General features: G+C 73.0%; 13 protein-coding genes. 4 read left to right on the forward strand and 9 right to left on the reverse strand.

Going from position 1 to position 11,890, the window contains the following annotated elements; genetic code table 11:
• Positions 1-16 precede the first annotated feature (16 nt).
• Both ACEN8D_RS10100 and ACEN8D_RS10105 read left to right on the forward strand, forming a co-directional pair.
• Positions 17-424, forward strand: coding sequence for a MarR family winged helix-turn-helix transcriptional regulator (locus tag ACEN8D_RS10100; protein WP_309778029.1), 408 nt, complete (start codon positions 17-19; stop codon positions 422-424).
• A gap of 78 nt (positions 425-502) precedes the next feature.
• The gene (locus tag ACEN8D_RS10105) at positions 503-1,684 is read left to right on the forward strand and encodes an LCP family protein (RefSeq protein WP_413398793.1); all 1,182 of its coding nucleotides are present in this window, start codon (positions 503-505) and stop codon (positions 1,682-1,684) included.
• A gap of 64 nt (positions 1,685-1,748) precedes the next feature.
• Here ACEN8D_RS10105 and ACEN8D_RS10110 read toward each other — a convergent pair whose 3' ends face one another.
• The 8 genes from ACEN8D_RS10110 to ACEN8D_RS10145 form a co-directional block, all read right to left on the reverse strand.
• Complete coding sequence (locus ACEN8D_RS10110) at positions 1,749-2,432, reverse strand: transglycosylase family protein (protein ID WP_309778027.1); 684 nt, start codon at positions 2,430-2,432, stop codon at positions 1,749-1,751.
• Positions 2,433-2,767: 335 nt separating this feature from the next.
• The gene (rlmC, locus tag ACEN8D_RS10115; RefSeq protein WP_413461708.1) at positions 2,768-3,919 is read right to left on the reverse strand and encodes a 23S rRNA (uracil(747)-C(5))-methyltransferase RlmC; all 1,152 of its coding nucleotides are present in this window, start codon (positions 3,917-3,919) and stop codon (positions 2,768-2,770) included.
• A gap of 37 nt (positions 3,920-3,956) precedes the next feature.
• On the reverse strand, positions 3,957-4,931 hold the full coding sequence (locus ACEN8D_RS10120) for a hypothetical protein (protein ID WP_413399301.1): 975 nt from the start codon (positions 4,929-4,931) through the stop codon (positions 3,957-3,959).
• Positions 4,928-6,058: a glycosyltransferase family 4 protein gene (locus ACEN8D_RS10125; RefSeq protein WP_413399302.1), complete on the reverse strand. Its 1,131-nt coding sequence runs from the start codon at positions 6,056-6,058 to the stop codon at positions 4,928-4,930. The genes ACEN8D_RS10120 and ACEN8D_RS10125 overlap by 4 nt, the downstream gene beginning before the upstream one ends.
• The gene (locus ACEN8D_RS10130; protein WP_309778021.1) at positions 6,055-7,191 is read right to left on the reverse strand and encodes a glycosyltransferase; all 1,137 of its coding nucleotides are present in this window, start codon (positions 7,189-7,191) and stop codon (positions 6,055-6,057) included. The genes ACEN8D_RS10125 and ACEN8D_RS10130 overlap by 4 nt, the downstream gene beginning before the upstream one ends.
• Positions 7,192-7,262: 71 nt before the next feature.
• The gene (locus ACEN8D_RS10135; RefSeq protein ID WP_413399303.1) at positions 7,263-8,141 is read right to left on the reverse strand and encodes an SMP-30/gluconolactonase/LRE family protein; all 879 of its coding nucleotides are present in this window, start codon (positions 8,139-8,141) and stop codon (positions 7,263-7,265) included.
• 25 nt (positions 8,142-8,166) lie between these two features.
• Positions 8,167-8,826, reverse strand: coding sequence for a FadR/GntR family transcriptional regulator (locus tag ACEN8D_RS10140; protein WP_309887141.1), 660 nt, complete (start codon positions 8,824-8,826; stop codon positions 8,167-8,169).
• On the reverse strand, positions 8,823-9,545 hold the full coding sequence (locus ACEN8D_RS10145; protein ID WP_309887142.1) for an SDR family oxidoreductase: 723 nt from the start codon (positions 9,543-9,545) through the stop codon (positions 8,823-8,825). The genes ACEN8D_RS10140 and ACEN8D_RS10145 overlap by 4 nt, the downstream gene beginning before the upstream one ends.
• 61 nt (positions 9,546-9,606) lie before the next feature.
• On the opposite strand from ACEN8D_RS10145, the gene ACEN8D_RS10150 reads away from it, so the two are divergent.
• The gene (locus ACEN8D_RS10150; protein WP_495600999.1) at positions 9,607-10,425 is read left to right on the forward strand and encodes an SDR family NAD(P)-dependent oxidoreductase; all 819 of its coding nucleotides are present in this window, start codon (positions 9,607-9,609) and stop codon (positions 10,423-10,425) included.
• Positions 10,426-10,446: 21 nt separating this feature from the next.
• Here ACEN8D_RS10150 and ACEN8D_RS10155 read toward each other — a convergent pair whose 3' ends face one another.
• On the reverse strand, positions 10,447-10,863 hold the full coding sequence (locus ACEN8D_RS10155; RefSeq protein WP_413399638.1) for a MarR family winged helix-turn-helix transcriptional regulator: 417 nt from the start codon (positions 10,861-10,863) through the stop codon (positions 10,447-10,449).
• A gap of 73 nt (positions 10,864-10,936) precedes the next feature.
• Here ACEN8D_RS10155 and ACEN8D_RS10160 point away from each other — a divergent pair, with 73 nt between their 5' ends.
• Positions 10,937-11,881: a zinc-binding dehydrogenase gene (locus ACEN8D_RS10160; RefSeq protein WP_413399639.1), complete on the forward strand. Its 945-nt coding sequence runs from the start codon at positions 10,937-10,939 to the stop codon at positions 11,879-11,881.
• Positions 11,882-11,890: the final 9 nt, after the last annotated feature.

Below are 11,890 nucleotides of genomic sequence, written 5' to 3' on the forward strand. Positions count from 1 at the left end.
TCCGTAGACTCGGAGCATGGACGACACCCCCGACGCATGGCCGCTGGGGCGTCTCCTCTCCGCCGCTGCCCGGGCGATCGAACGGGACTGGGACGAGCGTCTGCGTGCGATCGGCCTCCCGCACGCGGCGCTCATCGCGATCGACATCCTCGTGCGGACCGGCCCGACCGGCGCGGACACCCTGGCACGGACGGCACGCGTGCAGCCACAGACGATGTCCCGCACGCTCGAGCGGATGGAGCGCGACGGCCTCGTCGAACGCTCGCCGCACCCGGATGACCGTCGACGTCGGATCGTCACCGTGACGGAGCACGGGCGCGAGGCGTGGGAGACCGCCCGACACATCGAGCGTGACCTCCTGCCGGACGACCCGGCTCTGCGCGGGGCGCTCACGGTGTTGCTCGAGAAGCACCGTCCCCACTGATGACCTAGCGGTTGATATACCACATACGGTAGACTCGCGGAGTCGGTAGCACGACCGACCCGACCCGCAGGAGACCCGATGTCCGAGCGCCGAGCAGCCCGTCAGGCCGCCGAACGAGCCGAAGCAGCCGATGCGGCCGAACTGGCCGAGGCGGCAGCGCAGGCAGCATCGATCGCTGCCGCCGACGCCGGCGCCGACGCCCCCGCACCGCGGGCACCCCGGAGCGGATCGAGCGCCCGCAGCGGGAGCGGAAGCCGGGGCAGCAACGGCCGGAAGCGGCGCCGACGTCGCCGGAAGCGCCCGTTCCTCGTCGCCGTCCTCGGCACCGCCGGCTCGCTCGTCGCCGTCGCCACGGTGCTCGCGGTCGTCGCCGGCCTCTTCATCGCGGGCCTCGTCCGCAGCTACGACGCCGACGTCCTCGCCGACCCGTTCCCGACCGGCGCGCGCCCCGCTCCGACCGAGGGCGCGCAGAACATCCTGCTCATCGGATCGGACTCCCGCCAGGGCGCAGATCCCGACGGCGACCGCGCTGCCGGTGGTCGCTCGGACACCCTGATGCTCGCCCACGTCCCGGCCGACAAGCGGGCCGTGTACCTCATGTCGATCATGCGCGACTCGTGGGTCGAGGTCCCCGGCCACGGCACCGCGAAGATCAACGCGGCGTACTCCTGGGGCGGGGTCCCGCTGACGGTGCAGACGGTCGAACGCCTGCTCGACGTGCGCATCGACCACGTCGCCGAGATCGACTTCGCCGGCTTCTCGGGCATGACCGACGCGCTCGGCGGGGTGACGGTGCAGTCGCGGACGGCGTTCTCGGCCCGCGGGCACGAGTTCACCGCCGGCGCGAACCACCTCGACGGCGACGCGGCCCTGGCGTTCGTCCGCGAGCGGTACGCCTTCGCCGACGCCGACCACACCCGCATCCGGAACCAGCAGGCGTTCATGCGCGGGATCGTCGACGGACTCCTCTCGCGCGACACCCTCACGAACCCCGGGCGCGTGCAGGACTTCGTCCGGGCGACGAGCGAGTACCTGTCGGTGGACGCCGGCCTGACCGTCCGCACGATGGTCGACCTCGGCTGGTCCCTGCGTGACGTCCGGCCGTCGGACCTGCGGACGTTCACGATGCCGACCGCGGGCGGCGGGACCTCGGCGGACGGACAGTCCTACGTCGCGGTGAACACCATCGCCGTGCAGTCGCTGTCCCAGGCGCTCCGGTCGAACGACGTCGCCGGGTGGCTGGCCGACAACCCGCAGTAGCCGGACACAGCAGGACGCCCGGTGACCACTCGGTCACCGGGCGTCCTGTCGATCGGAGGAACGATCAGGCGGGGAGCTGGAGCTCCTGGCCGGCGTAGATCAGGTTCGCGTCGTCGATGGTCGACGTGTTCGCGGCCCAGAGCTTGTTCCAGCCGCCGTTGATGTGCAGCTTCGTCGCGATGCTGTCGAGGGTCTCGCCCGACACGACCGTGTAGGTCTTGCCGCTCGTCTTGACGGCCGCGGGCTTGCTCGGGGCAGCCGGGGCCGCCTCGGTCGCGGGGGCCGGGGTCGACGGCGCGGCCTGCTGCGGGGCGGCCTGCTGCACCGGCGCCTGCTGCTGCGGGGCAGCCTGCTGGGTCGGGGCGGCGGGAGCCGGAGCGGCGGCCTGCGGGGCGGCGCCGGTCGTGCCGCTCAGCCCGAGCTGGGCGGAGCAGGCCGGCCATGCGCCCCAGCCCTGCGAGGCGAGGACGCGCTCGGCGACGGCGATCTGGGTCGCACGGCTCGCGGAGGCCGGGTTGCCCGTGCCGCCGTTCGCCTGCCAGGTGCCGAGGTTGAACTGGAGGCCGCCGTAGTAGCCGTTGCCGGTGTTGATCGCCCAGTTGCCGCCGGACTCGCACTGCGCGAGGGCGTCCCAGGTCGAGCCGGATGCTGCGTTCGCGGGCGCCGCCGCGAGGCCGACACCCGTCGCGGCGATGCCTGCGAAGGCGAGGCCACCGACGATGGTGCGGGTACGAGAAAGCTTCTTCATGGTTGATTGCTCCACCGGGACCACGGATCGAGAGCCGATCGCCACTGCCCGTCCCGACCGATCGCGGTCGTGTCGTGGGGTGCGCCGCCGGGGGCAGTGGTCTCGTGCCGGTGGCGCCTCGGTCGGCCACCATAGGAAACTCTTCACCGTTATCAAACCGAGACAAACGGTTCTACCCGTTGGTGCTATGTCTTCGGGGACGGAACCTGTACGCGTGGATCCCCATGGGCATGGTCATCGCGGCGGACCCGGGTACGTCACCTTGGCAATTCCCTGGCAATGACGGCCAGGAGGCACGTGGCGGCGCCGACCCGCGCCTCCCGTCCGCCGGTCGGTCACCCTCGGGACAGCAGCGTCACCGCTTCCAGGTGGCCCGTCTGCGGGAACATGTCGAGCACCCGCGCGCGCCGCAGGCGCAGCGACGGCATCCGCGCGAGGTCCTTCGCCAGGGTCACCGGGTTGCAGCTCGAGTAGACGACGTGCCGGACGTCCGACTCCTCGAGCCAGGTCGACAGCGTCTCGCCGATCCCGCGCCGCGGCGGGTTGACGACGACGAGCTCGGGGACCGTGTCGGGTCGGGCACGGAGCGCGTGCTCGGTCGCGTCGTCCGCGGCGAAGCGGACGCCCTCGAGGCTGGCCTCGCGCGCCGACTGTCCCGCCGACCGGACGGCCTCGCGGCTGGTCTCGATGCCCGTCACCGCGCGACCGGGGCGGGCGGCGTGCAGGGCGAAGCCGCCGACGCCGCAGTAGAGGTCCCACATCGACGCCGGCGCCACCTCGTCGATCCACGCCGAGGCCTGGGCGTACAGCTCGGTGGCCACGTGCGTGTTCGTCTGGAAGAAGCTCTGCGGCCGGAGGTGCATCGTGACGTCACCGAGTCGCATCGAGAGCGTCTCCCGCTCGGTGAGCACGATCTCCCGCTCCCCCTCGGTGACGGCCTTGTGCTCCGGGAGCAGGTTCACCGTGACGACGACGGCGTTCGGCAGCACCCGGTGGAGCGCGTCGAGGTGCTGCCGGAGCCGCGCCAGCTGTCCCTCGGAGCGCAGGACGAACCGCACCATGAGCTCCCCGTCCGGCGACTCCGTCACGAGCACGAACTTCAGCTCGCCCCGGCGGGTGGCGACGTCGTAGGGGATGAGCCCGGCGTCCGCGATGAACCCGGCGAGGATCGGGAGCGCGTGCTGGATCCCGGGCGTGCAGATGCCGCAGTGCCGCAGGTCCACCCCGCGCTGCCGGTGGTCGAGGATGCCGACCGTCGGGTGCTGGACGGTCCCGCCGACCACCATCTTCGCCTTGTTGCGGTACGCGGACTCGGGGCTGGTGATCGCGGGCAGCCACTCGACCGAGCCCGGACCCCCGGCGGCCTCGACCGCGTCGTGCAGGAGTTCGCGCGTGCGGAGTTCCTTGTCGAGGACCTGCTCGGCGTACGGCTGCCCCATGAGCGTGCACGAGCGGCACACCCCGCGGTCGAAGTAGTCGCACTGCATGGCCGAGTCAGGATACGGCAGCGGCCGCCGGTCGCGGTCAGCGCGTCAGCCACTCCGCCCAGGCCGCACGGCAGACGCGGTCGGCTCGCGACGCCACGGCACGCGTCTCGTCGCGCTCCGCGGCGGAGGCCGACGAGATCGCGTCGCACCAGGACGACACCGAACCGTCGCCGAGGTAGCGGTCGTCCGGGTAGAGGTCGGCGATGCTCGAACCAGCGGGACCGACCGCGGGCGTCCCGACCTCGAGCGAGCGGATCGCGATGCCGGACTGGAAGAACCGCTTGTAGGGCACGACGACGGCGTCCGCGGTGGCCAGGAGCTCGTCGAGCCGGTCCTCGTCGACGAAGGCGTCCGTCACGGACCACCCGTCGACCTCGGGCCACCGTCGCCCGACGATCTCGAGGCGGTGCGAGTGTCCGATCTCCTGACCGATCCCGGCGAGCAACGCAAGGTCGCGGTCGGGCTTGAACTGCCCGAGGACCCGGACCACCGGACGGTCGCCAGGGGTGGACACCGTGACGGGGACCGGGCGCGGGGCGACAGGGTGCGGCAGCAGCTCGGGCCCGGTGCCCGGACAGTCGTCTCGCAGGGCGGTCGCGGCGGTCCTGCTGTGCACGATCAGGCGGACACCACGCGCGAGCGAACCGATCCGACGCGCGACGACGCCGTACCCGCGGGCTCGCACCAGCGGGTGGGGATCGTGCACGACGAGGGCCGCCTCGGCCCGTCGGCCGAGGACGACGCGCATGATCACGCGATCCAGGTGGCCGAGGACCGGCCACGTCACGATGACCCGGGCCCCACCACGACGGCCATCCCGGCGAGCGGCCCACAATGCGAGGAGGTACCGCCGTACCCAGTCGACACCCGAGCCTCCTGCGACGCTCGGCTCGTGCACGTCGGTGACCGACACCCGTGCTCCGGAGGCGCGGAGTGTCGCAGCCAGTCCGTGGGCGTAGTGGTGCAGCGCACCGCCGAGGGTGTTCACCACGATGACGTCGCGTGCACTCATGCGACGACTCCGATCGGACGGGTCGGCACGTCGGCGACGAGTCGTGCCTGCTGACCGTGCAACCAGGCGTCGGCAGCGAGTCGGCCGTCCCGCTCGGGCAGCGCAGCTCGCACCTGCTCTCGGTCCAGCGGGGCCCGCAGGGCGCTCGTGATCGCTCGCGCGAGTCGCCGGGTGAACGCCGGGGTCGTCGGCGGGACGACGCCGTGACCGTGGTCGCGCAGCCAGCCGGCGAGCCCGGTCTGGTCGGTGGTCACGATCGTCAGGCCAGCGGCGAGGGCTTCCTTGATCGGCAGACCGATCTGCTCCCGCCAGCGTCCGTCGGCGACCGAGGGAGCGACGAGGACCGCAGACAAGCGGACCACGGCGGCAGCGGCGGCGTGCGGGAGTCGTCCCGTCACTCGCCGCGTCGACGGGGACGAGGCGGCCCACTCGGCTGCCAGTGGCTCGAGTGGCCCTGGCCCGATCAGCACGATCGTCGCGCCGGGAACGGTGCGTTCGACGGCGGGCCAGGCATCCATCAGCTCCTGCACGCCCTTGCGCTGCTCCATCGCCCCGACGAACACGCATGTCAGCGGGGTCGGATCGACCGGGGCATCGTCGGGGCGGGGCAGTTCGAGTGTCGACGACTGTTCGATCGCCGCGGTGAACGGGAGGGACGCGTAGGTGGCACGTGCATCGTCGCTCGCGAACGCGATGCGGTCGATGGTCAGTCGCGCAACGGCGCCGACGAGCAGACCCACGAGCCGGACGACGACGCCCGGCACCCGGCGACGCCCGCCCACGAGGGTCGCGAGGTCGTTGTTCTCCATCGCGTACGTGACCACCCGGTGCCGACGACGCCGGAGCACCCCCGCAGCGCGGAACCCGGCCGCGAGCAGCACGTGCTTCGGCCAGAACCGCATCCACAGCGGTTCCGGGACCTCGAGCGTGGTGGCCGTGGTGGTCAGGAACCGGCGGAGCGCTCCCGTCATGGTCACGCGCTGGATGCCGGGAGCGAGGTCCGTCCCGGCGAGGTCGTAGTTCACGTCGAGGTAGAGGAGCTCTGCGGGTGTGCCGCGCAGGTGGCGCTCGATGTGGGCGGCCCGCAATTCGGGGACGATCCGCATGCTCCCCACCGATGCGCTCACGCCGCCACCGCCTGGCGGGTCGCGACGCCGGCCTGCTCGGCGAGGGCGTGCTCGTACGCGCCGCAGACCCCCGACCACGTGTACGCCGAGCGGGCCCGGTCACGCACGCCGCCCCGGAGCAGCTCCTGCTCGACGGGGTCGGCGAGCAAGTCGAGGACGGCATCGGCGATCGCGCCGGAGTCGGGCTGGACGAACCGGACGCCGGTGCCGGCGAGGACCTCGCGGTTGTAGACGGTGTCGCGGGCCACGGTGGGCGCCCCGCAGTGCATCGCCTGCACGAGGGCCGGGTTCGTCCCGCCGACGCTGTGCCCGTGGAAGTACGCACCGGCGTGCTGCCACAGCGCGAAGAGCCGGTCGTCGTCGGACACGTGGCCGAGCCAGGTCACACCCGGGTTCCGGTCGGCGAGGTCCTGCGCGGCCGTGTCGAGCTCCCCGCCGTAGCCCGTCGACCCGACGATGACGACCGGGTGGCGCTCGGCGATGCGCTCCGCGGCGACGAGGAACTCGGCCACCGTGTTCTCCGGCACGAACCGCGCCACCACGAGGGCGAACGGTCGCCCGGCGAGGTGCGCGTCGTCCGGGTGCAGCGGCAGGACGTCGGACTCCGTGCCGCCGTAGGGGATCATCACGCCGGAGCGGCCGAACTCGCGACGCCAGTAGTCCCCGATGGCGTCGGCGTCGAAGACGAGCCGGTCGGCGAACCGTGCGGTGGCCCGGGCGCCGGTCTTGAACACCGCCTTGGCGAGCCGCCCCCACTTCGCGCGCTCCCACTCGATGCCGTCGACGTTGACCACGGTGGGGATGCCGGCGAGCCGAAGGAGCGGGAGCCAGTACCCGTTCGCGCAGTTCATCACGAGCGCGACGTCCGGCCGTCGTCGGATCGTGTCGAGGACGGCGGTCAGGCCGTACGTGAGGGTCGAGAGCGACCGCGACTCGAGGCCACGGGTCGTGCGTCGGGTCACCCGGTGGTCGAGCGACGGATCGTCCACCCGTTCCTGTCCGGGACGGCCGTAGACCGTGACGTCCCAGCCGGCGTCGGCCAGGTGCGGTGCGATGTGCCGCACGGCCGTCTCGAACCCGCCGTAGTAGGACGGGTACCCGCGCGTCCCGATGATCGCCACACGCTTGGACATACCCGCTCCCTCGTTCACCTGGTGACTGCAATGATATTCTACATTGCAGTTCCGGGTGACGGAAGAGCAGGTTACTCGGCAGCGGCGTCCCGGGTCGTGGTCGCGATCCGGTAGATCGACGTCGTCGCGGCGAGGAACAGCGTCCTGCCGTCGTCGCCGCCGAAGCACAGGTTCGCGGTGACCTCGGGGACCGCGATCTCGCCGAGCCGGGTCCCGTCCGGGTCGAACACGACCACGCCCCGGTGCGACGAGGACCACACGTTGCCGTGCACGTCGACGCGGATGCCGTCCGGGGCGCCCTCGCCGGGCTCCAACCGCGCGAACACCCGCCCGTTCTTGAGCAGGTCACCCCGGTCGCCCCGCCGGTCGTACGCCCGGATGACCGGGTCGTCGCCGGACGAGCTCGCGACGTAGAGCACCTGCTCGGCCGGGTCGAACGCCAACCCGTTCGGTTCGTCGAGGTCGGTGGCGACCGGCCGCAGGTCCGCACCGTCCGGGCCGCAGCGGAACACCCAGTGGTCGCCGTACTCCCGCTCGCCCGGGTGCCCCTCGCGCGGCTGGGTGATGCCGTACGCCGGGTCGGTGAACCACACGCTGCCGTCCCGCGCGACGACGACGTCGTTCGGGGAGTTCAAGCGGCCGCCGCCCCACGCGTCGACGATCGGCGTGACGACCCCGTCCCGGTCGCGCTCGACCCGTCGGTTCCCGTGCGAGCACTGCACGACGCTGCCGTCACGGTCGAGGGTGCGGCCGTTCGTGAACTCGACCCCCACGGCGTACACCGACGTCTCGCCGGAGTCGGCGTGCCACTGCAGGATGCGGTCGCCCGGGATGTCCGACCACCGCAGGGTCCGGCTCGCGGGGATCCAACACGGCCCCTCGGCCCAGGTGCTGCCCGTCGCGATGCGCTCGACGGCGCCGGGGTCGGGGACGAGATCGGTGAACGACATGTGCTCTCCTTCGAACACCTCGACCCTATTCGCCCGTGCGGTCGATGATCTCGGTCATCGCCCCGGCGGCTCCGTCCGCGTCTCCGTCGGCCACGGCGCGGGCGAGTCGGACGTGCAGTCCGACGTCGTGGAGCCCCGGGCGGATCCCGGCCCGGTCGTCGAGTGCGCGCGCGACCACGCGGTGCAGCCGCGCGTACATCACGTTCCCGGACAGCTCCAGCACCAGTCGGTGGACCTCGCGGTCTGCCTGGAGGAACGTGGCCGCGTCGTCCGGACCCGTGGCGGCGGCGAGACGGTCGGCGGCGGCGAGCAGCGCCTCCAGGTCGGCACGGTGCGACGCGTCGGACGCGCGCCCGGCGGCTGCCGCGGCGGCCACCGGCTCGACCGCGCGGCGCAGCGCGCGCAACTCCCCGAGGACGCCCCCACGCTCCGGACCGGCGAGCCGCCAGCCGATGACGCGCGGGTCGAGGACGTCCCACTCCGACGCGGGCAGGACCCGGAGCCCGACGCGACGACCGGCGCTGAGGAGGCCGAGGCCGACGAGGACGCGGACGGCCTCGCGGACGATGCTGCGGCTCGAGCCCGTGCGGGTGACGAACCCGTCGATGCTGTCGCGGTGCGCCGTCGGCAGCGATCCGTCGACGATCGCGGCGCCGAGCCCGTCGAGCACCCGGTCGAAGATCACCGCTGTGCGACCGGGCTGACCACGAGCTCGTCGACGCGCATGTGCGACGGGGCCTCGAGCACGAACGAGACCGAGCGGGCGATGTCCTCCGGCTGGAGCATGACCGCGCGTGCGGCCGCGTCCGGCACCGAGGGGCGCTGGTCGAGGAAGTCGGTGGCGACGTCGCCGGGGCACAGGTGGGTCGCTCGGACGCCGTGCCCTGCCTCCTGCTGGTTGAGCGTCCGGACGACGGAGCCGAGCGCGGTCTTCGACGCCGAGTAGGCGACCCCGGCCGCGGGTTGGAACGACCAGCCCGCGTACGAGGACACGACCACGACGATCCCGCCGGACTCGCGCAGCGCGGGCAGCGCCGCGTCGACGACCGTGACGACGGCGGTGAGGTTGGTGTCGACGATGGCGCGGAAGTCCGGCAGCGACTGGTCGTCCCACCGACGCGCCGGCCTGTTGAGCCCGGCGGCGAGGACGAGTCCGTCGAGCCGCCCGTACTGCGCGAGCAGGGTGTCGCGGGCCGCGGCGACGGCCTCCGGGTCGTTCGCGTCGAGGGGCAGCACGTCCGCCGTCCCGCCGTCGTCGCGGATCGCGGTCGCGACCGCGGCGAGCCGGTCCGCCCGGCGTCCGCTGAGCACCACCGTCCAGCCGTCGCGGGCGGCCGCACGAGCGCTCGCCGCTCCCATGCCGCTGCCGCCGCCGGTGATCCAGAGCACGCGTGCGTCGTTCATGGGGGAATAGTATGCCTATTGCTGCGACCGGACCACGGCCGCACCGACGACGGGAGCGACGATGCACCTCGACCTGACCGACCGCGTGGTCGTCGTGACCGGAGCCGCGCGCGGCATCGGCGCCACGATCGCCGCACGGTTCCACGCGGAGGGGTGCCGGGTCGTCGCGCTCGACCTGGCGTTCGACGAACCCGCTGCCGCGGACGCGCCCTCCCCCGGGGACAGCGCCGCCGCCGGGGGCGAGGCCGCCGCCGGCGCCGCGCTGCCGGTCGACCGCGTGCGCTGCAACGTCGCCGACCCCGACTCCGTCCGCGCCGCCGTGGACGAGGTCGTCGCTCGGCACGGCACGATCGACGTGCTCGTGAACAACGCCGGCATCAACGTCGAGGGAGTCGTCGCCGACCTGCAGTGGGACGACTGGCGCCGCTGCATGGACGTGAACCTCGGCGGGACCTTCCTGATGAGCCAGGCCGTGGCGCCCGTGATGCAGGCCGCCGGGCGCGGCCGGATCATCAACGCGGCGTCGTTCGCGGCGATCGTGCCGAGTGTCGGGAGCGCTGCCTACGCGGCGTCGAAGTCGGCCGTCGTGGCGTTCACCCGCGTGCTCGCGTCGGAGCTCGGCCCGTGGGACATCACCGTGAACGCGTACGCCCCGGGGATGGTGCCGACGGCGATGAACGGCTTCGCGACGATGCCCGCCGAGGCCCAGGACCGCCTGCTCGACACCCTGTCGCTCCGTCGGTGGGAGACGGCCGACGACGTGGCCGACCTGCTCGTGTTCGTGGCGAGCGACGCCGCCGGGTACGTCACGGGGACGCTGCTGGACGTGTCCGGCGGCAAGTTGGCGACCCAGATCCCGGCGCGGGCGCACGGGCGCTGAGTCCAGCGTCACCCGGGGCGGTCAGCGCAGCATCCGCTCCAGCAACACCCGCAACTCCCCCCGCTCCCCCACGGACAACCGGGTGGTCAGGGGCAGCAGCGACTCCCGGATCGCCGCCTCGAGCGATCGGGCGACGTCGAGCCCGGCATCGGTGATGACGACGTCCACCGCCCGGGCGTCCTCGGCGTTCGGCACCCGCCCGAGCAGCCCCTTGGCCGACGCGCGCGCCACCAGCCCGGTCATCGTCGACTTCTCGAGGCCGAGGTACTGCGCCAGGTCGCCGATCCGCATCCGCCGGTCCCGCAGGATCGCGAGCACCCGCAGCTGCGTCAGCGACAGCCCGGCGTCCGCCGCGATGCCGGTCAGGGCACCCATCGTCCGGAACGCGCTCTCGCCGAGGGCGTCGACGAGCCGCTCGTCCTCCGTCATCGCCTGCATGCCATCAGCCTACTTGACTCACTTCGTGTTACGAACTACTTTGTTCGTAACACGAATCTTTCAGGAGGCAATCATGCACGCAGCCGTCGTCACCGAGTTCGGCCGGACCCCGGTCTGGCAGGAGTTCACCGACCCCGTCCCCACCGCCGACGAGGTGGTCGTCGACGTCGTCGCCGCCGGTCTCCACCCACGAGTGCGGTCCCAGGCCGACGGCTCGCACTACACGAGCGAGGGGGCGCTCCCGCTCATCCCGGGCGTCGACGCGGTCGGGCGGTTCCCCGACGGGACGCTCCGCTACTTCGCCGTCGCGAGCGACACCCGCGGCACGATGGCCGAGCGGGTCGCCGTGGACCCGCGGGCGAGCGTCGTCCTGCCCGAGGGCGCCGACCCGGTGGCGGTCGCCGCCGGCGCGAACCCGGTCATGTCCTCGTGGGTCGCGCTCCGACGCCGCATCGACTTCGCCGCCGGCAGCCGCGTCCTCGTACTCGGCGCGACGGGCGCCTCCGGCTCCGCAGCGGTGCAGGTCGCGAAGCACCTCGGCGCCGAGCACGTCGTCGCGAGCGGACGGGACGCGGCACGACTCGGAGCGCTGCCGGCACTCGGCGCGGACGTCGTGGTCCCGCTCGACGACGTCGACGCCGTCGGTGCGGCAGCCGCGGACGTCGACGTCGTGATCGACTACGTGTGGGGCCAGCCCGCCGCGGACGTCATGCGCGCACTCGTCACGGCACGGCAGGAGCGCGGACGCCGGCTCGACTGGGTGGCGATCGGCTCGACGGCGGGCCAGGAGGCGCGGATCCCCTCCGCAGCGCTCCGTGCGTCCGGCCTGACCATCGTCGGGAGCGGCCAAGGTTCCGTCGGGCGGGCGGCGTTCGTCGCGGAGCTCCCGGGGATCGTGGCGGCGATCGCCGACGGCACGATCCGGGTGGACGCGACGGCGGTGCGCATGGCGGAGGTCGAGGCGGCCTGGGCCGGACAGGTCGGTGGGTCGACGGGCAGAGTGGTGCTGGAAGCCTGATCCTCGATC

Source organism: Curtobacterium sp. Curtsp22 (assembly GCF_059492135.1).